Source organism: Staphylococcus lloydii (assembly GCF_015775975.1).
GTDB classification, from domain to species: Bacteria; Bacillota; Bacilli; order Staphylococcales; family Staphylococcaceae; genus Staphylococcus; species Staphylococcus lloydii.
In genome coordinates this window covers 1,902,985-1,924,438 of record NZ_CP064056.1, presented here as the reverse complement: position 1 = coordinate 1,924,438, position 21,454 = coordinate 1,902,985, and the positions used below count along the sequence as shown (strand labels likewise).

Here is a 21,454-nt window from a genome sequence, read left to right as displayed (position 1 = left end):
ATTCACACTAGAATAAACAACATGAAAACACTAAGGTGATTAAACTAGCAAATGTTTAATGTAACTTGGTAGTGGCTTAAATGAATATACCATGCAACTTGTTACAATTTTAAATAAATATAACTCGCACGGATGAGGCTTTAAATATATAAAAGGAGTGATTAACATGGCTAAGAAAGCACCTGATGTTGGAGATTACAAATATGGTTTCCACGAAGAAGATGTTTCCATTTTCAGATCAGAACGAGGTTTAACAGAAAACATCGTTAAAGAAATTTCCAATATGAAAGAAGAGCCAGAATGGATGCTTGATTTCAGACTTAAAGCATTGAAGTATTTCTATAAAATGCCAATGCCACAGTGGGGTGGAGATTTATCTGAATTAGACTTCGATGATATTACGTATTATGTAAAACCATCTGAACACGCTGAACGTTCATGGGATGAAGTTCCAGAAGAAATTAAACGTACATTTGATAAATTAGGTATTCCAGAAGCAGAACAAAAATACCTTGCAGGTGTATCTGCACAATATGAATCAGAAGTTGTTTACCATAATATGGAAAAAGAACTTGAAGAAAAAGGTATTATCTTTAAAGATACTGACAGTGCCTTAAGAGAAAATGAAGAATTATTCAAAGAGTACTTTGCATCAGTAGTACCTGCTGCTGACAATAAGTTTTCTGCATTAAACTCAGCTGTATGGTCTGGTGGTTCATTTATTTATGTTCCTAAGAACATTAAATTAGATACACCATTACAAGCATATTTCCGTATTAACTCAGAAAATATGGGTCAATTCGAACGTACACTAATTATTGCTGATGAAGGAGCTTCAGTAAACTACGTAGAAGGTTGTACTGCTCCAGTTTACACAACAAGTTCACTACACTCAGCAGTAGTTGAAATTATTGTTCATAAAGATGCTCACGTGCGTTATACTACAATTCAAAACTGGGCTAACAATGTTTATAACTTAGTTACTAAACGTACATTAGTTTATGAGAATGGTAATATGGAATGGGTAGACGGTAACTTAGGTTCTAAGTTAACAATGAAATACCCTAACTGTGTCCTTATGGGCGAAGGTGCTAAAGGTAGTACTTTATCAATTGCCTTTGCAGGTAAAGGTCAAGTACAAGATGCCGGTGCGAAAATGATTCACAAAGCACCAAATACTTCTTCAACAATTGTTTCAAAATCTATTTCAAAAGATGGCGGAAAAGTTGTTTATCGTGGTATCGTTCACTTCGGACGTAAAGCGAAAGGTGCACGTTCAAATATTGAATGTGATACGTTGATTTTAGATAATGAATCAACTTCTGATACTATTCCTTACAACGAAGTATTTAACGATAACATCTCATTAGAACACGAAGCGAAAGTGTCTAAAGTTTCTGAAGAACAGTTATTCTATCTAATGAGTCGTGGTATTTCAGAGGAAGAAGCGACAGAAATGATCGTAATGGGCTTCATTGAACCATTCACAAAAGAATTACCAATGGAATACGCAGTTGAAATGAACCGACTAATCAAATTCGAAATGGAAGGTTCAATCGGTTAATAAATCGAATCTATTGTGTAAAGATAATATATAGAGGTGTCCTTCGGGCGCCTCTTTTTTATCGTTATGACGAGTGAAAATGACGCAAGTTCAAGATTAACAGAATAAATGAATTTTGATCTAGAACACTTTATGTTTAACATTAAGCGTAGGTATCGTGTTAAACTATATTGAATACATACATTCTGATGAATAAAAATGAGAGTCAGAATTAAGTTATTTCATTAACAAAGTTGTTTTTAGTAAATGTGTTAGGGAATAAGTATTAAAACAGCAAATAAAACATAACGAAGGGGATATGCTTTTTGGTTATATCGATAATCATTTTATTGTTAGCCTCGTTTTTCTTTTCAAGTAGTGAAACAGCATTGACTGCTATAAATAAAATTAAATTAAGCGAAGAAGCACAACAAGGAAATAAAAAAGCACAAAAGCTATTAGATTTTTTACATAAACCAAGTGATTTTATAACGACAATTTTAGTGTGCAACACAATAGTGAATTTATTGATTTTAACGTTAATGACTATTGTCGCAATTAATCATAGTTTGAATATTATTGGCACAATTATACTGTCAATTATAGCAGTTATATTAATAGGTGAAGTCATTCCGAAATCTATTGCAGCATCAATTCCGAATGGAGTCGGTCGTTTTATTTATGGGCCACTAAAATTGATTACAATGATCTTTAAACCCATAACTATGATTCTAAACGGACTAACGGATAGTATTCATCACGCATTAACAAAAAATCAGGAAAGTGAACAAAAATATTCTAAAGAAGAAATACGACAACTTGTAACAATCGCTGGTAGTGAAGGCGCATTTAATGAGATGGAAAGTAAACGTATTCAAGGCGTTATGGATTTTGATAAATTAAAAATTAACGATGTGAATACGACACCAAGAATTAATGTAACGGCATTTTCGGATGATACTAGCTACGAAGAGGTATATGAAACGGTAAAATCAAATCCATATACTAGATATCCAGTTTATGAAGGTGACATTGATAACATTGTTGGGGTCTTTCACTCTAAGTATTTGTTAGCATGGAATCATGAACAAGATAAATCAATTGTTGATTATACTTCAGTGCCATTATTTGTGAATGAGCACAATAAAGCTGAGTGGGTATTAAGAAAAATGACCGTAACGCGTAAGCACTTAGCGATTGTGTTAGATGAATATGGTGGTACGGATGGTATTGTTTCTCATGAGGATTTAATTGAAGAAATGCTTGGTATGGAAATTGAAGATGAAATGGATGAAGAAGAGGAAGAAAAATTATCTTCAAACTTGAAGAAAAAATAATTAACCATTAATCGAGAGGTGTTAAAGATGCAATTGTCAACACAGCTTACAAAACGCTTAAATATAGATTATCCGATAATTCAAGCAGGTATGGCTGGAAGTACAACGCCAGAATTAGTTGCTGCGGTATGTAATGCTGGTGGTTTAGGCATGATAGGTGCCGGATACTTCGATGGTGAAAAACTGGAAAATGAAATTGATGAAGTGAAGGGCTTAACTACTAAACCATTTGCGGTGAATTTATTTGTTCCAAGTAATAACGAAATAGACAATGGACTTGTCGAACATATGCAAACTTGGCTCAAACCTTACCGCAAGGCATTTAATTTAGAAGAACCAGTAGTGAATATAACTGAACAACAACAATTTGAACGGGCTATAGATATAATTATTCATAAGCAAGTACCTATTGTTGCGTTTACTTTTGGTATTCCTAATCAGGAAACAATTGCCAAATTGAAAGCACACCATGTGACTTTATTAGGCACTGCGACATCCGTTGACGAAGCGAAAGCTAACGAAGATGCAGGCATTGATATAGTCGTTGCGCAAGGCAGTGAAGCGGGTGGTCATCGTGGTTCATTTATTGATACAAGTAATAATGGCGCACTCGTAGGTACAATGTCATTAATACCACAAATTGTTGATAATGTTTCTATTCCAGTTGTCGCTGCGGGTGGAATTATGGACGGTAGAGGATTAATAGCCAGTATGGCATTAGGGGCCCAAGCGGTACAGATGGGTACAGCATTTTTAACTACGTTGGAAAGTGGCGCCAATAACGTTTTACGCAATGCTATATTGAATAGTAAAGAGACGGATACAGTAGTTACACCCGTGTTTAGTGGTAAACCAGCTCGAGGCATAGATAATGAGTTTATCCATGAAATGAATAAATACGATGATGATATTCCAAGTTATCCTATACAAAATCAACTAACAAATGCTATTCGCAAGGCAGCCGTGCAACAAGGCGATGCCGACATGACGCATTTATGGAGTGGGCAAAGTCCAAGACTTGCTCAAGCAGTTAGTGTCGATGACTTAATACAACATATCCTTAATCAATCAAGAAAAGTATTAGAATATTAATGAGTTAAGCATCATTACATTGAAAGATAGTTTTTATGTAAAAACTATTGATGAGTGTAGTGGTGCTTTTTATATGAGAAAAGCGTTTAATTAAGCTTAAACAAGTGAATGAATTATTATATGTATGGTATTATGTAGTCGGTGATATGAATGATAAATATTGGACTCACAGGTTGGGGTGATCATGATACTTTATATGAAGATCTACAACGAAAATCAGATAAGTTAAAAACATATGCAAGCCATTTTCCTATAGTAGAACTTGATGCATCTTATTATGCAATTCAACCAGAACGAAATATATTAAAATGGATGAAAGAAACACCCGAAAAATTTAAATTCATAGTAAAAATACATCAAGCATTAACTTTACATGCAGATTATAAAGAATACGCAGAATCAAGACAAGAATTAATAGATCAGTTTAAACTCATGCTAGAACCATTAAAGCAAGAAAACAAACTCGCGATGGTATTAGTTCAATTTCCGCCATGGTTTGATTGTACTGCACAGAATATTACATACATTAGGTACATTAGAGCACAACTAAAAGCATTTCCTATTTGTGTTGAATTTCGACATCAGTCATGGTTTTCTGATGATTTTAAAGAGCAGACATTATCATTTTTAACAGAGCAAAATATTATCCATTCTGTATGTGATGAACCTCAAGTAGGCCAAGGTTCTATACCTTTAGTAAACAGAATTACTAATAGCGTTGCATTTGTGAGATACCATGGACGTAATACGCATGGTTGGACCAAACAAGATATGACAGATGAAAAATGGCGCGATGTACGTTATTTATATGATTATAGCAAGGAAGAGTTAACACATTTAGCAAATAAAGTAAAAGTGTTGGATCAGAAAGCTAGCGACGTTTATGTCGTATTTAACAATAATTCTGGAGGGCATGCGGCTAACAACGCTAAAACTTACCAGAAAATATTAGGTATAGATTATGATGGTTTGGCACCGCAACAATTGCGCTTATTTTAATGGAAGAATATAGAGCATTATCTGAAGTTTAAATTTCTAACTTTGTAAGTTATCAGGAGAGGATATAGATGCAATTAACTATTTATCATACTAATGATATACATAGTCATCTACACGAATATTCAAGAATTTCAGCCTATTTAGCTGATGTAAGATCACAATTAACACACCCCTCTCTATACTTAGATATTGGAGACCATGTAGATTTATCGGCACCAGTGACTCAAGCAACAATGGGGATTAGGAACGTAGCTTTATTAAATGAAGCGCATTGTGATATTGCAACGATAGGTAACAATGAAGGCATGACGATATCACACGAGTCACTCAATAATTTATATAATGACGCAAATTTTGCAGTGACGTGTGCGAATGTTTTTGATAAAGAAGGGCATTTACCACATAACATTTCGTCATCTTATATTAAAACTATTGATGGCGTACGTATATTATTTGTAGCTGCTACTGCGCCTTTTACACCGTTTTATAGAGCGTTAGATTGGGTGGTTACAAATCCATTAGAGGCCATTAAAGATGAAATTCATGCGAATGAGGGTCAATATGATGTGTTAATCATAATGAGTCATGTCGGCGTCTTTTTTGATGAAAAATTATGCCAAGAGATTCCCGAGATAGACGTAATTTTAGGGAGCCATACGCATCATTATTTTGAAAATGGCGAAGTCAATAATGGCGTTTTAATGGCAGCGGCAGGAAAATATGGTCACTACTTAGGTGAAGTAACTTTAGACATTGAAAACAGCAAAGTGACGTCCAAAAAAGCTACGATTCACCCCCTAGAGACTTTACCTGAAACAGAAACAAATTTCGCTGAAGAAGGGCAAGCATTAATGGATGAGGCAGTTACAGATAGACCGATATCGCTACCTCGAGAAACAAACTTCATTAGTAAAACGGCATATTTGCTAGCAGAAAGCTTACAATATTTTACAGGTGCTGATTGTACGATAATTAATGCAGGGTTAATAGTGAAAGAGATAGACGATAAAATTGTTACTGAATATGATATACATCAAATGTTACCACATCCAATTAATGCAGTTAGAATTAGATTATCAGGTGAAATGTTAAAAGAAGTTGTGATTAAAAGTCAAAAGCAAGAATATATTAATTCTCAAGCACAAGGTTTAGGTTTTAGAGGAAATATCTTTGGTGGATATATCTTATATAATATTGGTTTTATTGAGTCAGAAAATCGTTACTTTATCGATGGTGAAGAAATTATTGATGACCATATTTATACGTTAGGAACAGTTGATATGTATACTTTTGGAAGATATTTTCCAATGTTAAAAGACCAACAAATAGAGTACTTAATGCCGGACTTTTTAAGAGATATATTTAAGAAGAAATTGTTACAATATTAATTTATGCCTAATTTACGTTTTAATTTGGTGTGAAGTTAGTTATAATAGTTAGAGATATTTATACAGGAGGGTAAGCGTTGTTATGGCTACTAAAAATGAAGAAATATTACGTAAACCAGATTGGTTAAAAATAAAGCTTAACACGAATGAAAATTACACTGGCCTCAAGAAAATGATGCGTGAAAAGAACTTACATACAGTTTGTGAAGAAGCAAAGTGTCCAAATATACATGAGTGTTGGGGTGAACGTCGAACTGCAACATTTATGATTTTAGGTGCGGTTTGTACCCGTGCTTGTAGATTCTGTGCTGTTAAAACAGGATTACCAAACGAATTAGATTTAGGCGAACCAGAAAGAGTTGCTGAATCAGTAGAATTGATGAACTTAAAACACGTAGTTATCACAGCGGTAGCAAGAGATGACCTAAGAGATGCGGGTTCAAACGTTTATGCTGAAACAGTACGTAAAGTACGTGCGCGTAACCCATATACAACTATTGAAATATTGCCATCAGATATGGGTGGAGATTACGAAGCTTTAGAAACATTAATGGCTTCTAAACCAGATATTTTAAACCATAATATAGAAACGGTACGTCGCTTAACGCCGAGAGTTCGTGCACGTGCTACTTATGATAGAACTTTAGAATTTTTACGACGCTCAAAAGAATTACAACCAGAAATACCTACAAAATCTAGCTTTATGGTAGGTTTAGGTGAAACTTACGAAGAAATTTATGAAACTATGGATGATTTACGTGCGAATGACGTAGATATTTTAACAATTGGACAATATTTACAACCATCACGTAAACACTTGAAAGTTGAAAAATACTATACACCATTAGAGTTTGGTAAATTACGTAAAATTGCTATGGATAAAGGCTTTAAACACTGTCAAGCTGGTCCACTTGTAAGAAGTTCATATCACGCAGATGAACAAGTAAACGAAGCGGCTAAAGAAAAACAACGTCTTGGTGAAGCCCAACTCAACGCAGAACAATAATTTAATATGAATTAATTTTAGACTTAGTTTACACGTATGTATTTTTACATATGGTGGACTAAGTCTTTATAGTAACAATTAAAATAATTAGTTACTGTAAAACCTGAGAAGATATGTGTCATCGATATTTAACTTATATCGGAACATATTTGATCTAATATAAAATCAAGGTGAAATCTAATGATAAAAGTAAATGATCAGTTTTTTGAACTAATAGAAGAATACAGAGAATGTTTTGATGAAGAAAAATTTGTTGGACGCTATTCTGATATTTTAGACAAATACGACTATGTTGTAGGTGATTATGGTTATGATCAGCTTCGCCTAAAAGGTTTTTATAAAGATACCAACAAAAAAGCTGAGTTAAGCAAACGTTTCTCTACAATTCAAGATTATTTGCTAGAGTATTGTAACTTTGGTTGCCCATATTTTATTGCTCAAAACGTGACAGCCGAAGTAACGAAAAATAATACGTCAGCACAAACATCTGCCGAAGAAACTCCGGAAGATAAATTGAAAGACGTTAAAATTCAACCGACAATTCAAAATACTGAAGAATAACTAATAGTTTCGCAGCGCGCGTAAGAAAGAATATTAGTTTATACTTTAAAAGGCAAATTCTATCTACTTTAAATAGAATTTGCCTTTTTTATTTAGGATTAATATAAACTGCTTATTTAATTACTATTGAATTCTCTCTGCTAAAAAGGCATTTAATTCATTGCCTTCTGCTTCACTAACGCCTAATATGTATGCGATATAACCTTCTTCTTCTAAATCGTCCGTTCCTATAATACCAAATTTATTCGTTTGAATATTTAATACTATGGTTTTACCAAAATGACGATCAGTCTGTACGAGCATTAAATCATAACGACTTTCCTCGCCAACGAAACCAACAAATTGCACTTGTGCAGTCTCATCATCATCATATAAATACATATCTATCATAAAACGACCTTCTTTCTATATTTTACTAAGCGTAAAATGATTAATTTTATTTTGCAAATCTTTAGTTCTCAGTATAACCACTAATGAATTTAACTTCAAAATTGTGATATTATTAAAGTATCGAGAGGTGACGGTTATGTACTTTGTAAATAAAGAACAGTTAGATACAAAATTAAATTATATTCAGCAATTAACCGAGGATTATGAGGACAATAAAGGCAATACATATGCATTTGAACGTATTGCTCAAATGCTAATTGAAGCATCTGTAGATATTGGTAACATGATTATTGATGGATTTATTTTAAGAGATCCAGGTAATTACAAAGATGTTATTGATATTTTGGCTTTAGAAAAAGTCATTTCAGCTGAAACACAAGAACAAATTAACCAAACGATTGATGTAAGAAAGCAATTTGTTCATTTTTATGATCAACTTGAAGATAATAATTTAATGCCATTATTTGATCAAGCAATTCCTTATTATCAACAGTTTATTGCAGAAGTAATAAACTTTTTAAAAAGTGAAAACGTACCAGTAACAGCATTTGGAGATAAAGGAGAATAAATTAAATGAAGCAGTATAGCGCGTATTTACTAGATTTGGATGGCACGATGTATAAAGGTGATGACGTTATAGATGGTGCAGTCGAATTTATAGATTACCTAAGTAAACACAGTATTCCTTATTTATTCGTAACAAACAATTCATCAAAAGAACCTGTTGAAGTGGCAGAAAGGCTTAATAGATTAGGCGTAAAAGCAACAGCTGATGACATTATTACTTCAGCAGTAGCTACGGCGGATTACATTGCTAACGAACAACAAGACGCAACAGTTTATATGATTGGTGGTAATGGTTTAAAAACTGCATTAAACAATAGAGGCTTGCAGCTTAAAGATGATGAATTTGTAGATTATGTTGTCATTGGTCTTGATGAGGCTATCACATATGAAAAATTAGGCATTGCGACATTAGGGGTACGCAATGGAGCTAAATTTATTTCAACAAATAAAGACGTTTCTATACCTAAAGAACGCGGTTTTATGCCTGGGAACGGTGCGTTAACAAGTGTAGTATCAGTTTCGACAGGGCAAGAACCCGTGTTTATTGGAAAACCTGAACCTGTAATAATGAATATGGCATTGTCTGTACTAAATCTTCCTAAAGAGGAAGTGGCAATGGTTGGCGATTTATATGATACGGATATTTTGTCAGGTATTAATGTAAATATTGATACGATTCACGTACAAACAGGGGTAACAACATTAGAAGAAATTCAACAAAAAGAAGAACCACCAACGTACTCATTTAAGGATTTAAACGAAGTTATAAAAGAATTAGAAGGGTAGGTCGATTGGGATGGGTAAAATTATTGTAACAAGAAAAGTACCGGATAAATTTATTGAGCAATTAGAAGCAATTGGTACAGTTGAACTTTGGGACGATGCGTATACGCCAATGCCAAGGGATAAATTTTTAAATGCTTTATCAGAAGCGACGGCATGTTTCATAACTTTATCAGAGCAAATTGATGACGAAGCTTTAAATGCTGCACCAAATTTGAAAATTATAGCAAATATGGCGGTTGGTTTTGATAACATAGATGTACAATTGGCTCACGATCATAATATTGTTGTTACGAATACGCCAGATGTGTTAACTGAGACTACAGCCGAATTAGGGGTGTCATTAACGTTAAGTGTGGCACGTCGAATCGTTGAAGCGGAACGCTATGTACAAGAAGGTCAATGGCAAAGTTGGAGCCCATATTTATTAGCAGGAAAAGATCTATATAGAGCCAAAGTTGGTATTTTTGGCATGGGTGATATTGGTAAAGCTGTAGCGCGTAGGCTCAAAGGTTTTGAAGCTAATATAATGTATCATAATCGTTCAAGACATATTGATGCTGAAGAAGAATTAGGTGCATTATATGTATCATTTGATACATTATTAAAAAACAGTGATTTTATTATATGTACAGCACCACTTACCGAAGATACAAAAGATAAATTTGATAAACAAGCCTTTGCTAAAATGAAAAAAGAAGCAATATTTATTAATATTGGTAGAGGTGCAGTCGTAGATGAAGAAGCACTTATTGATGCATTAAATGAAGGACAAATATGGGCCTGTGGACTAGACGTCTTAAGGGAAGAACCTATTGATATGAAGAATCCTTTATTAAATATGAAAAATGCTGTCATAGTACCACATATTGGTAGTGCGTCTATCGTAACTAGAGATCGAATGATTCAACTATGCGTGGATAATATTAAGTTAGTATTAGCAGGACAAGCACCTTTAACACCGGTTAAAGGATAACCAACAAAATAAAATATTAGATAAAGCAGCTCAACCGACAAAGTTGAGCTGCTTTTTATTATGTGACAATATTTTACAAAGTTTACAAAAACTTTACAACCTGAGACCGAGTTTTTTTATCGCAAAATTTTGTATAACTAAACTATAAAAAGAAAAAATTAAATGGAGGCAAGTAAATTAAGTATATGATTATATAAACTGAATGTAAAAGCCTTTAAAATAATTGTTTGGAAACGGTTTTATAATTATATTAACAAAATATCGAAATTAAAAACATTGCGCAATTTATTTTGTTGTCGCAGCAGTAAATATACGTCCTAGCAATAATGTAAATTATTTATACAATTGTAAACGTATAAGAAAAATTGTATAATGAATTTGTAAAGAGTTATGATGGACAACGATTTTAAATTTTCATCATTTAAGTTGTGAGAATTAATCATTGATTTTATTATGAGGTGGACTATGTCAAAAATTAAACTTAAATTCATGCAATATAGTGCTGTGAAGACAGTAGGGCTAACCGTATTGTATTTTATAATATTAATCGCTTTATATTTGATATATGGGTCGGGCGATACCCACAATAATTTCATTTATAATGAATTTTAATAAGGAGCAGAGAGATGGATATCTTAACAACATTTGAACAACACGCATCATTTTACCCTGATCAAGCAGCTATCAAATATAATGATGAAATTTTAACTTATAAAGAACTAGAACTATTTTCTAACACATTAGCAAAGACTATAGAAGATGCTAGCAAACCACTGCTATTATATGGACATATGTCGCCGTTCATGGTTGTAGGAATGTTAGCAAGTATGAAAGCAGGATGTGGCTATGTACCTGTGGATACGTCATTGCCTGAAGATAGAATCGCATCGATTATTAATAAAGTAGAACCACAATATATTTTCAATACGACTTCGGAGTCACTCTCTTTAGCAAGTAGTGATGAAATTTTTCCAACTTCTTTACATCATATGCCTACTGTTGAACACTATGAAGCCTATATTGAGAGTGAGGACATTGCTTACATAATCTTTACTAGTGGTTCAACAGGCGAACCTAAAGGCGTGCAAATTAAATACAGTAGTTTAAATGAATTTGCAGACTGGGTGGTTGAGTTAAACCAAACAGGTGAACACCAACAATGGTTAAATCAAGCGCCATTTTCTTTCGATTTATCAGTTATGGCCATTTATCCATGCTTATTATCTGCTGGAACATTGAATTTAGTTGATAAAAATATGATTAATAAACCTAAACTGTTAAATGAATTGCTTGAAAGAAATGATATTAACGTATGGGTTTCAACGCCTTCATTTTTAGAAATGTGTTTATTATTGCCACATTTCGATGAACAAAAATATTCACAACTGAAGCAATTTTATTTCTGCGGAGAAATATTTGCACATAAAACGGCAACGATATTGAATAATAAATTCCCACACGCAACAATTTATAATACTTATGGTCCAACAGAAGCAACTGTAGCGATAACTAGTATTCAGATCACTAAAGATATCATCGATAAATATAATCCACTTCCAGTGGGCGTTCCGAAAAATGGGACAACTTTGGATGTAACAGAAGAAGGTGAATTAGTCATTACGGGGAACTGTGTTAGTGCTGGTTATTTTAAAGATGAAGATAGAAGTAAAAAAGTCTTTCAGGATAATGAGCATAGTAGAAGTTACTATACAGGTGACAAAGCAGTTCAAAAAGATGGTCTATGGTTTATCCAAGGGCGTATCGATTATCAAATCAAATTGAACGGTTATCGTATCGAATTAGAAGAAATAGAATTTCAATTAAGACATATGGATAAAATACGAGAAGCTATTGTAGTACCAGTTTATAACAAAGACAAAGTATCAAAAATTATTGGTGTTGTTACATTAACGCAAGAGACATCACAAAATTTTGATATTAATGCGTTGTCTCATGAAATTAAAGAGCAATTGAAACAATATGTGCCGGTATATATGATTCCAAGCAAATTCAAAGTCATTGATCAAATGCCAATGACAGTGAACGGTAAAGTAGATAGAAAGAAAATTGCTGAGGTTACAACAACATGATACCTTATGGAACTTTCACCTTTTTCTTAATAGCGCTTATCGTATTACTACCAGTAATTATATTGGGACTTATGGGTAAGAGAAGTTACATTTATAATGGTTTGTCTACTGTCATTATGGTTGTAATTATATTCTCTTCACATAAACATAATCTATTTGGCATTAGCTATATTAGTACGCAGCTTGTTAGTTTTATTATCTATATTATATGGCAAATATGTATCATTATGACTTATTGGAAATCAAAGGCTAGGCGTAATTCATTTGCAAAATTTGTAGTAGTTATCATTTTATCTATATTACCTTTAGTATTAGTGAAAATTATTCAGAGCTCATGGTTAGGACATTACCAAGTCATATTACATGAAAGTAAAGTCGTTTCATTTATTGGCTTTTTAGGTATTTCCTACGTCACTTTTAAAAGTGTGCAATTACTTATGGAAATACGAGATGGTTCGATTAAAGAAGTGAAATTTTGGAAACTCATCCAGTTTATTTCATTCTTTCCGACTATTTCGTCTGGTCCTATAGATAGATATAAACGTTTTGTCAAAGACGATAAAAAAGTCCCAACTGGCGGAGAATATAATGACTTACTAATTAAAGCGGTACATTATATTATGATGGGTTTTTTATACAAATATATTATCGCTTATTTAATTCAAAAATTTGCTATTGCGCCACTAACACTAGAATTAACTACGTTTACAGGTAAATGGCTGTATATGTATGCCTATAGTATGTATTTGTTTTTTGATTTTGCAGGTTATAGTTTGTTTGCAATTGCCTTTAGTTATTTATATGGGGTGAAAACACCTGAAAACTTTAATCAACCGTTTAAAGCAAAGAATATTAAAGATTTTTGGAATAGATGGCATATGACATTGTCATTTTGGTTTAGAGACTGTATTTATATGCGTTCACTATTCTATATGTCCAAAAAAAGAATGTTTAAAAGCCAACTCTTAATGTCGAATATCGCATTTTTTATTAATTTCTTTATTATGGGCGTCTGGCATGGTTTAGAAGTACATTATATTGCTTACGGTTTATATCATGGTCTTATGTTTATAGGTTATGGATATTACGAACGTTGGAAAAAACAGCATCCGCCTAAATGGCAAAATAAATTTACTCAAGCATTGAGTATTGTAATAACGTTCCACTTTGTAACTTTTGGTTTTCTTATCTTTTCAGGTAAGCTGTTTTAATTTTAGGAGGAATTTATATGGAATTTAGAGAACAAGTTTTAGATTTATTAGCCGATGTGTCAGAAAATAACATCGTGAAAGAGCAACCAGATATAGAAATTTTTGAAGAAGGTATTATTGATTCGTTTAAAACTGTAGAACTCTTATTAGAGATTCAAAATAAATTAGATATTGAAGTTTCTATTATGGATTTCGACAGAAACGAATGGGCGACGCCAAATAAAATTATTGCAGTACTTGAACAACAAAAATGAAGTTAAAACCTTACATTCCTATAATGGTTAGCTTAGCATTATTCGGGGTTTTCCTATTATTACCAGCGAGTTGGTTTACGGGGTTAATCTCAAATAAGGCAGTAGCCGATCAAAGATTGTCACTGAATGAACAAGTGTTAAAAGGAACGCTCATTCAAAATAAATTATTCGAATCGAATCATTATTATCCTATCTATGGATCGAGTGAACTTGGTAAAGATGATCCGTTTAATCCTGGAATTGTAATGCATAAGCATAAACACGTTGCGCAAAAACCATATCTAATAGGTACTGGTGGTTCAACTGATTTAATAAATGCAGTTGGACTAGCATCTCAATATAATAATTTAAAAGGTAAGAAATTAGCTTTTATTATCTCGCCACAATGGTTTACAAACCGTGGATTAACAAACAATAATTTTAACGCTAGGATTTCTCAAACACAAATAGATAAATTGTTTGAACAACCTCACTTAAGTCCAGAACTTAAACAACGTTATGCTAAAAGGCTATTACATTTTAAAAATGTCCAAAACAAATCATTTTTAAGACAAGTAGCTAAAAATCCAGATAATATCAGTCATTCATATGTTGCTCCGTTCAAAGAAAACCAACTACTTAAAATAGAAGCAATTAAATCAGCTTATCCGTTAGCGTCATCACCACTCGAACACGTTAAACCTCTTAACGATAATTACGAATCGTGGAAGGCTATGAGGAAAGATGCAGAAGTATATGGTGGAGAACATACTAAATCTAATAAATTTGGTATTAGAGATAAATATTGGGATTTAATTAAAGCGCGTAAAAGAAAAATAAATAGAAATTATGAATTTAATAAAAACTCTCCAGAATTTACGGATTTAGCACTACTAGTAGATACAATGCGTGCGGCTGGCGCAGACGTACAATACATTAGCATTCCAGCTAATGGTAAATGGTACGATCATATTGGTATAGACTCAGAGCGTCGACAAGGTGTCTATAAAAAAATTAATCACACTGTCACATCACGTGATGGAAAATTATATGATATGACAGACAAAGATTACGAACCATTTGTAATTAGTGATGCCGTTCATATTGGTTGGAAAGGCTGGGTTTATATTAACCAACGCATCAATCATCATATGCATGAAAAACCACAAAATATTAAAAAAGAGCGCTCAGCATAATGAGCGCTCTTAATATATTTAATGTCGGTTAGAATACTTGTTCTACTTCGATAACACCTGGTACTTCTTCGTGTAAAGCACGTTCAATACCAGCTTTTAAAGTAATAGTAGAACTTGGACAAGTACCACATGCACCGTGTAATTGTAATTTCACAATCCCATCCTCTACATCTACTAGGGAACAATCTCCTCCGTCACGTAGTAGGAATGGACGTAATCTCTCTATGACTTCAGCTACTTGATCAAACATAGTTGCGTTCTCAGTTGGCATACATATGCCTCCTTTCAAGTAAAAAAATTTCAACTTGTACTCATTTATTTATTATAATAGAAAATGAAAGAAAAATCTATGATTGAAACTAAAGGGGGATTTAACTTGAACAAGGTGAGTGTCGTCGTGTATGGGGCGGAAAATGTTTGTGCGAGTTGTGTCAACGCACCAACTTCTAAAAACACGTATGAGTGGTTAAAACCATTATTAGCTAGAAAATACCCAAACATTCAATTTGAATACACATATATTGATATAGAAAAAGATGATGATAATTTATCAGATCATGACCAACATTTTATCGAACAAATTCAAGAAGATGAATTGTTTTATCCACTTATAACAATGAATGATGAATACGTGGCTGACGGTTATATTCAATTAAAAGATATAACACGATTTGTAAATCAAGTTGAAGAACAATAAAAGACTGCTCTTGAGTGAGCAGTCTTTTTTATTATCCATTATGATATTTATACATCCAAAGTACACCGGATTTTAAAATGGAAGCTAAACGGCCAGTTACAGTTCTGTCCATAATATATGCAAATCCTTTTTTATCTCCTAATGAACCTAGAAAGCCTTGTATTTTGATTTCAGGCATTTTTTCAGGTAATTGTTTGTCTTGCCATTGTAATTTCATGACATCAGCAATCTGGTCACCTTGGAATTCTGCCAATTGTGCACTTGGAGCGTGAGGTAGCTCAGCACAATCGCCAACTACATAAACGTTAGGATAAGTTGGTACTTGGTGATATTGGTTTAAAATAACACGACCACTTTTACTTATATCGATAGGTAAATTTCTTACGATTTCGACTGGTTGAATACCAGCTGTCCAAACGATTAAATCCAAGTCTTCTGGCACGTCACAGTTATAAATACGACCAGGTTCAACTTTATTAATATCTGAATTTGGCACGACATTAACATTGTTTTTCTTAAACCATTTTTCTATATAATTACTTAACTTTTCTGGGAAACGAGATAAGATGCGTTCACCACGATCATATAAATAAATGTCTAAATCTTCACGACTTTCGCGTAATTCACTTGCTAATTCGATACCACTAAGACCTGCGCCAACGATACCAACTTTAGCACCGTTTGGTAGTTCGCTAATATGATGGAACGTTTCACGAGATTTAGATAATGTTTGAATACTATGCGTATATTCTTCTGCGCCAGGAACATTGTGATATTTATCTTCACAGCCTAAGCCAATAACCAATTCGTCATAATCAACTTTTGTTTGTCCAGCAGTAACGATTTGCTCCTCTAAATTAATGTCGTTGATTTCCCCGTAAACGATATTAACTCGTTCAGAATTTGGGAAGTTCATACGCACTTCTTTATCAGATTTTGTACCAGCTGCCAGTTCATAAAATTCAGGTTTCAAACTATGATATGGCATACGATCGATTAACGTAAGTGAATAATTATCTGGTAAAGCATTTGGCAAAATATGAGACATAATACGCATGTTGCCGTAGCCGCCGCCTAATAAAACTAAATTCTTCATTTTGATACCCCTCTAATAATAAATATGTTTACAGATTTCAACAAAAGACATAGTACTCAAGTTCAGCCCGTTTGAATAAAATACATTAACGCCTATAAGTTTCAATCTACTTGTTAAGGTGAAAAATAAATAGGTGTTAGTCACCATCTCATTTTTCAAAATAAATAACTCTTCTTTATTATATGCCTTTTTTAAATGTTCTACAAATAACTTAGACACATTTTAGACAGAAATTAAATTATTATAGTAAGCAAAATCGTTACAAAAACGATGATTATTGACTCAAAAAAGTTGATAAATATCCATTTAAATCAGAAAAATTATTAATATTTAGCCCTAAATATGTTAGCTTGAATATTTAATGATATGAAACAAAGCAAGAACATAGTCATTCGTAGTGAAAGTTGTTATAATGTTATAACTGATTATTAATAAGAAGGTGTATTATGAATCCAATAGTAGAATTCTGCATTTCGAACATGGCGAAAGGTGGAGATTATGTATATAACCAACTTGATAATGATCCGGGTGTAGATGTTCTAGAATATGGGTGTCTTCAAAACTGTGGATTATGTTCAAGTACCTTGTATGCATTAGTAAATGGTGATATCGTTGAAGGTGAATCACCAGACGATTTATTACAAAAAATATATGCTCACATAGAAGAAACATGGATTTTTTAGGAGGGAAACATTATGGCAGTTATAAATTTGACTGAAGCAGCAGCTTATGAAGTAAAAGACATGCTTAAACAAAATGATATGTCAGACGGTTATCTAAAGATTAAAGTTAACGGTGGCGGATGCACTGGCTTAACTTACGGTATGTCAGCGGAAGAAACAAAAGGTGACAACGATGAAGTATTTGAATTTTACGGTTTAAAAGTATTAGTTGATAAAGATGATAAAGCAGTATTAGAAGGAACGACAGTTGATTTTAAACAATCATTAATGGGTGGCGGTTTCCAAATTGATAACCCTAATGCGATAGCATCATGTGGTTGTGGTAGTTCATTTAGAACTGCTAAAGTCGCAGGCTCACCAGAAGATTGCTAATTAAATTAAGTTGGGACACTATCACGTTGTAATGGTTACAAGTCCAATGAATAACATTAAAGTTGTTATAGTTTGAGACTAAGTTGACCATTAGCGTGTAGCTGTTCCAACTTTTTTAAAAATTTGATTTGTGAAAAAATAAACAATATATATGTAAGTGCTTGAAAATATACCTTAAAAAATATAAAATTAATAATGGATGAAAGATTGTCTTTAATGAGTTGAATTACTCTAACCAGGTCTTACTAAAGACGGTTGCAAGAAAAAATTATGAAAGCTTAGGTGAATAAAATGGCACAAAATCGTAAAAAAGTTCTAGTTTTAGGTGCTGGTTATGCTGGCTTACAAACTGTTACTAAATTGCAAAAACAAATTTCAGCTGACGAAGCGGAAATTACATTAATCAATAAAAATGATTACCACTATGAAGCGACTTGGTTACATGAAGCTTCAGCTGGTACAATTAGCTATGAAGACTTACTTTATCCAGTTAAGAGCGTTATTAACGAAGATAAAGTGAACTTTGTAAAAGCAGAAGTAACTAAAATTGACCGTAATGCTAAAAAAGTAGAAACTGACGCTGGTATTTTTGATTTCGATATTTTAGTTGTAGGTTTAGGTTTCGAAAGTGAAACTTTTGGTATCAAAGGTATGAAAGATCACGCTTTCCAAATCGAAAACGTATTAACTTCTCGTCGTTTAGCTCGTCATATTGAAGACAAATTTGCAAATTACGCAGCATCTAAAGAAAAAGATGACCGTGATTTAGCTATTTTAGTTGGTGGCGCTGGTTTCACTGGAATTGAATTCTTAGGTGAATTAACAGACCGTATTCCTGAATTATGTAATAAATATGGTGTTGAACAAAGCAAAGTAAAAATTACTTGTGTAGAAGCTGCACCTAAAATGTTACCTATGTTCTCAGACGACCTTGTTAACCATGCTGTTAACTACCTTGAAAATAAAGGTGTTGAGTTCAAAATTGCAACACCAATCGTAGCTTGTAACGAAAAAGGTTTCGTTGTTAAAGTTAACGATCAAGAACAACAATTAGAAGCAAATACAGCTGTATGGGCAGCTGGTGTACGTGGTAGTCAATTAATGGAAGAATCATTTGACGGCGTTAAACGTGGTAGAATTGTAAACGAACAAGACTTAACTATCGCTGGCCATGACGATATCTTCGTAATTGGTGACTGTGCAGCATTTATTCCTGCTGGTGAAGAACGTCCATTACCAACAACTGCTCAAATTGCTATGCAACAAGGTGAACACGTTGCTAAAAATATCAAACAAATTCTTGAAGGCCAACCAACACAAGAATTTACTTACGTAGACAGAGGTACAGTATGTTCATTAGGTTCTAATGACGGTGTCGGTATTGTCTATGGTAGAGATATTACTGGTAAAAAAGCTGCTTTCATGAAGAAAGTTATCGATACACGTGCGGTATTCAAATTAGGCGGTATCGGTCTTGCATTCAAAAAAGGTAAATTTTAATTGCAAAATTAATAATACGACAGTGGTATCTAGTTAGGATATGCTGTGTGAGAAAAAGCCTATCTGATTAAGATAGGCTTTTTATTTTAATTAAAAGGGACTGATAATAATGAATATTCGATTTAACACAAAGGACATGGAGATTGAACAAACACTCATCGTTGGTGTGGCAGGACATTTAAATCAATTGACGCAATCTATTGAGGTAGATGGTGTAGACATTACCGATGAATTATCACAGTTGAAACATGATCACATCATTGGGAGTCAAGTAGGTAAAATATATCAAACACAACTACAAATTAATGATAAGAAATATAGACTTGTAACAATTGGATTAGCTAATTTAAAACAATTAACGTCTGCTGATATTGCAACAGTATTTGGCAATCTATTTCAATTTTTAAAAGCTGAAAATGTGACAGTAGCATCATTGTTATTTGACAGCTTTGAAGCAAAAACGTTGCCAGCAAAGAGAATAGCAGAATTATTAGGACAACAAAGTTTCCGTTCAATTTATGAATTTGATAATTATAAAACGACTAAAAAATCACCGTATGAATTAGTTATTAATTTACATAGTGAAAACCAACGCATCATAGAATCAGTACAACAAGGTCAAGCGATAGGACAGGCGATAAATATAGCAAGAGATTATAGTAACATGCCGCCAAATATATTGACGCCTAGTTATTATGAAGAACTATTATCCGAACATTTTAACGATACTGAAGTACACTTGGATGTTAAAAACGAAGCGCAATTACAAAATGAAGGTTTTGGATTAGTGCATGCAGTAAGTAAAGGGTCTAGTAATCCTGCACGCGTATTTACACTTACTTATAATGGGGCGGCAAATGATGAGGCGCCTATTGCATTAGTAGGTAAAGGCATCACATACGATTCTGGTGGTTATTCAATTAAACCAAAATTAGGTATGCAGACAATGAAATATGATATGTGTGGTTCGGCAAATGTAATCGGTATGATTGAAGCAGCACGTTTACTTAAATTAAAAATTAATATTGTTGGTGTTATCGTAGCTTCAGAAAATATGATAAATGGTGAAGCAATGAAACCAGACGATGTTTTCACGGCGTTAAGTGGAGAAACAGTTGAAGTGTTAAATACTGATGCAGAAGGAAGACTTGTTCTAGGTGATGCGGTCTTTTATGCAAATCAGTTTAAACCACAAGTTATATTAGATTTTGCTACTTTAACAGGTGCAGCAGTAGCAGCATTAGGTGAAGATAAAGCAGCCGTCTTTAAAAATAATGATAAAGCCCCGTTAGCAACAATTTTAGAGCATGCTAATGAAGCGGATGAAATGGTGTTTGAATTACCAATGACATCAACAGAGCAACGTTTAATACGACAAACAGATGTCGCTGATTTAGTAAACCATACAAATGGACATGGTAAAGCATTGTTTGCGGCAACATTTATTAGCCATTTTGCTGGTGATACACCTCATTTACATTTTGATATTGCAGGACCAGCTACAACTAATAAAGCTTCATACAATGGTCCTAAAGGTCCTACTGGTTATATGATCCCTACGATTGTTCAGTGGTTAAGAACTTTATAATACAAAATAATAAGTTGAACGATATCTAACTTATACACGTATAGATAATAAAAGTTAAATTAATCAATGATTATGATTAACGTGTTAAGTCGTAAAGATATGAGTTCAACTTTTTTTATAACTATAATTTGTTTTAATTTTGTTGA

Annotated in this window: 23 protein-coding genes; 20 read left to right on the top strand and 3 right to left on the bottom strand. The window is 33.2% G+C overall.

Annotation, left to right across the window (positions count from 1 at the left end; translation table 11 throughout):
* Window positions 1–166: 166 nt before the first annotated feature.
* From sufB to ISP08_RS09295, 7 genes are all read left to right on the top strand, one after another.
* Entirely contained in the window at window positions 167–1,564 is a 1,398-nt protein-coding gene (gene sufB / locus ISP08_RS09320) for a Fe-S cluster assembly protein SufB (protein WP_048792649.1), read from the top strand.
* A gap of 305 nt (window positions 1,565–1,869) precedes the next feature.
* A complete protein-coding gene (locus ISP08_RS12900) occupies window positions 1,870–2,880 on the top strand; it encodes a hemolysin family protein (RefSeq protein WP_229294073.1) in 1,011 nt (336 codons plus the stop codon).
* A 27-nt stretch (window positions 2,881–2,907) separates the two neighbouring features.
* On the top strand, window positions 2,908–3,972 hold the full coding sequence (locus ISP08_RS12895; protein WP_229294072.1) for an NAD(P)H-dependent flavin oxidoreductase: 1,065 nt from the start codon (window positions 2,908–2,910) through the stop codon (window positions 3,970–3,972).
* Window positions 3,973–4,122: 150 nt separating this feature from the next.
* A complete protein-coding gene (locus tag ISP08_RS09310; protein ID WP_195718435.1) occupies window positions 4,123–4,971 on the top strand; it encodes a DUF72 domain-containing protein in 849 nt (282 codons plus the stop codon).
* A gap of 68 nt (window positions 4,972–5,039) precedes the next feature.
* Window positions 5,040–6,359: a bifunctional metallophosphatase/5'-nucleotidase gene (locus tag ISP08_RS09305; protein WP_195718434.1), complete on the top strand. Its 1,320-nt coding sequence runs from the start codon at window positions 5,040–5,042 to the stop codon at window positions 6,357–6,359.
* 82 nt (window positions 6,360–6,441) lie between these two features.
* Window positions 6,442–7,365: a lipoyl synthase gene (gene lipA, locus ISP08_RS09300; protein ID WP_048792654.1), complete on the top strand. Its 924-nt coding sequence runs from the start codon at window positions 6,442–6,444 to the stop codon at window positions 7,363–7,365.
* A gap of 180 nt (window positions 7,366–7,545) precedes the next feature.
* On the top strand, window positions 7,546–7,926 hold the full coding sequence (locus ISP08_RS09295) for a YutD family protein (RefSeq protein WP_195718433.1): 381 nt from the start codon (window positions 7,546–7,548) through the stop codon (window positions 7,924–7,926).
* Window positions 7,927–8,049: 123 nt separating this feature from the next.
* On the opposite strand, the gene ISP08_RS09290 is transcribed toward ISP08_RS09295, so the two are convergent.
* Window positions 8,050–8,316 (bottom strand): DUF3055 domain-containing protein, encoded by a 267-nt coding sequence (locus ISP08_RS09290; protein ID WP_195718432.1) that lies wholly within the window; start codon window positions 8,314–8,316, stop codon window positions 8,050–8,052.
* A gap of 136 nt (window positions 8,317–8,452) precedes the next feature.
* Between ISP08_RS09290 and ISP08_RS09285 the strand changes: the two genes are divergently transcribed.
* The 8 genes from ISP08_RS09285 (at window position 8,453) to dltD (ending at window position 15,372) form a co-directional block, all read left to right on the top strand.
* Window positions 8,453–8,884 carry a DUF86 domain-containing protein gene (locus tag ISP08_RS09285; RefSeq protein WP_195718431.1) on the top strand — a complete coding sequence of 144 codons (432 nt, stop codon included), beginning with the start codon at window positions 8,453–8,455 and terminating at the stop codon, window positions 8,882–8,884.
* A gap of 5 nt (window positions 8,885–8,889) precedes the next feature.
* Window positions 8,890–9,669 carry a TIGR01457 family HAD-type hydrolase gene (locus ISP08_RS09280; protein WP_048792658.1) on the top strand — a complete coding sequence of 260 codons (780 nt, stop codon included), beginning with the start codon at window positions 8,890–8,892 and terminating at the stop codon, window positions 9,667–9,669.
* A 10-nt stretch (window positions 9,670–9,679) separates the two neighbouring features.
* Window positions 9,680–10,642 (top strand): 2-hydroxyacid dehydrogenase, encoded by a 963-nt coding sequence (locus ISP08_RS09275; RefSeq protein ID WP_195718430.1) that lies wholly within the window; start codon window positions 9,680–9,682, stop codon window positions 10,640–10,642.
* A gap of 465 nt (window positions 10,643–11,107) precedes the next feature.
* Window positions 11,108–11,254 carry a teichoic acid D-Ala incorporation-associated protein DltX gene (locus ISP08_RS09270; protein ID WP_080985239.1) on the top strand — a complete coding sequence of 49 codons (147 nt, stop codon included), beginning with the start codon at window positions 11,108–11,110 and terminating at the stop codon, window positions 11,252–11,254.
* A 14-nt stretch (window positions 11,255–11,268) separates the two neighbouring features.
* The gene (gene dltA, locus ISP08_RS09265) at window positions 11,269–12,732 is read left to right on the top strand and encodes a D-alanine--poly(phosphoribitol) ligase subunit DltA (RefSeq protein WP_195718429.1); all 1,464 of its coding nucleotides are present in this window, start codon (window positions 11,269–11,271) and stop codon (window positions 12,730–12,732) included.
* Window positions 12,729–13,943, top strand: a complete 1,215-nt coding sequence (gene dltB / locus ISP08_RS09260; RefSeq protein ID WP_195718428.1) for a D-alanyl-lipoteichoic acid biosynthesis protein DltB — start codon at window positions 12,729–12,731, stop codon at window positions 13,941–13,943. The genes dltA and dltB overlap by 4 nt, the downstream gene beginning before the upstream one ends.
* Window positions 13,944–13,960: 17 nt before the next feature.
* Window positions 13,961–14,197 (top strand): D-alanine--poly(phosphoribitol) ligase subunit 2, encoded by a 237-nt coding sequence (gene dltC, locus ISP08_RS09255; protein WP_195718427.1) that lies wholly within the window; start codon window positions 13,961–13,963, stop codon window positions 14,195–14,197.
* Window positions 14,194–15,372 carry a D-alanyl-lipoteichoic acid biosynthesis protein DltD gene (gene dltD, locus ISP08_RS09250; protein ID WP_195718426.1) on the top strand — a complete coding sequence of 393 codons (1,179 nt, stop codon included), beginning with the start codon at window positions 14,194–14,196 and terminating at the stop codon, window positions 15,370–15,372. Before dltC ends, dltD begins: the two co-directional genes overlap by 4 nt.
* A 28-nt stretch (window positions 15,373–15,400) precedes the next feature.
* Here the strand turns inward: dltD and ISP08_RS09245 are convergent, their stop codons facing one another.
* Window positions 15,401–15,643 (bottom strand): NifU family protein, encoded by a 243-nt coding sequence (locus ISP08_RS09245; protein ID WP_042739763.1) that lies wholly within the window; start codon window positions 15,641–15,643, stop codon window positions 15,401–15,403.
* 105 nt (window positions 15,644–15,748) lie between these two features.
* Here ISP08_RS09245 and ISP08_RS09240 point away from each other — a divergent pair, with 105 nt between their 5' ends.
* Complete coding sequence (locus ISP08_RS09240) at window positions 15,749–16,069, top strand: YuzD family protein (protein ID WP_048792664.1); 321 nt, start codon at window positions 15,749–15,751, stop codon at window positions 16,067–16,069.
* 31 nt (window positions 16,070–16,100) lie between these two features.
* On the opposite strand, the gene ISP08_RS09235 is transcribed toward ISP08_RS09240, so the two are convergent.
* Window positions 16,101–17,165, bottom strand: a complete 1,065-nt coding sequence (locus ISP08_RS09235; RefSeq protein ID WP_048792665.1) for an NAD(P)/FAD-dependent oxidoreductase — start codon at window positions 17,163–17,165, stop codon at window positions 16,101–16,103.
* A gap of 446 nt (window positions 17,166–17,611) precedes the next feature.
* On the opposite strand from ISP08_RS09235, the gene ISP08_RS09230 reads away from it, so the two are divergent.
* The 4 genes from ISP08_RS09230 to ISP08_RS09215 all read left to right on the top strand — a co-directional run bounded on the left by ISP08_RS09230 (window position 17,612) and on the right by ISP08_RS09215 (window position 21,308).
* Complete coding sequence (locus ISP08_RS09230) at window positions 17,612–17,848, top strand: YuzB family protein (protein WP_048792666.1); 237 nt, start codon at window positions 17,612–17,614, stop codon at window positions 17,846–17,848.
* 12 nt (window positions 17,849–17,860) lie between these two features.
* Window positions 17,861–18,220, top strand: a complete 360-nt coding sequence (locus tag ISP08_RS09225) for a HesB/IscA family protein (RefSeq protein ID WP_195718425.1) — start codon at window positions 17,861–17,863, stop codon at window positions 18,218–18,220.
* Window positions 18,221–18,511: 291 nt separating this feature from the next.
* On the top strand, window positions 18,512–19,720 hold the full coding sequence (locus ISP08_RS09220; RefSeq protein WP_048792668.1) for an NAD(P)/FAD-dependent oxidoreductase: 1,209 nt from the start codon (window positions 18,512–18,514) through the stop codon (window positions 19,718–19,720).
* 109 nt (window positions 19,721–19,829) lie between these two features.
* Complete coding sequence (locus tag ISP08_RS09215) at window positions 19,830–21,308, top strand: M17 family metallopeptidase (RefSeq protein ID WP_195718424.1); 1,479 nt, start codon at window positions 19,830–19,832, stop codon at window positions 21,306–21,308.
* The last annotated feature ends 146 nt before the right edge of the window (window positions 21,309–21,454 follow it).

Coding starts and splice junctions, on each gene's coding strand:
- ISP08_RS09230 (WP_048792666.1), top strand. CDS start 17,612: ATGAATCCAATAGTAGAATTCTGCATTTCGAACATGGCGAAAGGTGGA.
- ISP08_RS09245 (WP_042739763.1), bottom strand. CDS start 15,643: ATGCCAACTGAGAACGCAACTATGTTTGATCAAGTAGCTGAAGTCATA.
- ISP08_RS09295 (WP_195718433.1), top strand. CDS start 7,546: ATGATAAAAGTAAATGATCAGTTTTTTGAACTAATAGAAGAATACAGA.
- ISP08_RS09275 (WP_195718430.1), top strand. CDS start 9,680: ATGGGTAAAATTATTGTAACAAGAAAAGTACCGGATAAATTTATTGAG.
- ISP08_RS09235 (WP_048792665.1), bottom strand. CDS start 17,165: ATGAAGAATTTAGTTTTATTAGGCGGCGGCTACGGCAACATGCGTATT.
- dltC (WP_195718427.1), top strand. CDS start 13,961: ATGGAATTTAGAGAACAAGTTTTAGATTTATTAGCCGATGTGTCAGAA.
- ISP08_RS09310 (WP_195718435.1), top strand. CDS start 4,123: ATGATAAATATTGGACTCACAGGTTGGGGTGATCATGATACTTTATAT.
- ISP08_RS09215 (WP_195718424.1), top strand. CDS start 19,830: ATGAATATTCGATTTAACACAAAGGACATGGAGATTGAACAAACACTC.
- sufB (WP_048792649.1), top strand. CDS start 167: ATGGCTAAGAAAGCACCTGATGTTGGAGATTACAAATATGGTTTCCAC.
- dltA (WP_195718429.1), top strand. CDS start 11,269: ATGGATATCTTAACAACATTTGAACAACACGCATCATTTTACCCTGAT.
- ISP08_RS09220 (WP_048792668.1), top strand. CDS start 18,512: ATGGCACAAAATCGTAAAAAAGTTCTAGTTTTAGGTGCTGGTTATGCT.
- ISP08_RS09270 (WP_080985239.1), top strand. CDS start 11,108: ATGTCAAAAATTAAACTTAAATTCATGCAATATAGTGCTGTGAAGACA.
- ISP08_RS09280 (WP_048792658.1), top strand. CDS start 8,890: ATGAAGCAGTATAGCGCGTATTTACTAGATTTGGATGGCACGATGTAT.
- dltB (WP_195718428.1), top strand. CDS start 12,729: ATGATACCTTATGGAACTTTCACCTTTTTCTTAATAGCGCTTATCGTA.
- ISP08_RS09305 (WP_195718434.1), top strand. CDS start 5,040: ATGCAATTAACTATTTATCATACTAATGATATACATAGTCATCTACAC.
- ISP08_RS09285 (WP_195718431.1), top strand. CDS start 8,453: ATGTACTTTGTAAATAAAGAACAGTTAGATACAAAATTAAATTATATT.
- ISP08_RS09290 (WP_195718432.1), bottom strand. CDS start 8,316: ATGATAGATATGTATTTATATGATGATGATGAGACTGCACAAGTGCAA.
- dltD (WP_195718426.1), top strand. CDS start 14,194: ATGAAGTTAAAACCTTACATTCCTATAATGGTTAGCTTAGCATTATTC.
- ISP08_RS12895 (WP_229294072.1), top strand. CDS start 2,908: ATGCAATTGTCAACACAGCTTACAAAACGCTTAAATATAGATTATCCG.
- ISP08_RS09225 (WP_195718425.1), top strand. CDS start 17,861: ATGGCAGTTATAAATTTGACTGAAGCAGCAGCTTATGAAGTAAAAGAC.
- lipA (WP_048792654.1), top strand. CDS start 6,442: ATGGCTACTAAAAATGAAGAAATATTACGTAAACCAGATTGGTTAAAA.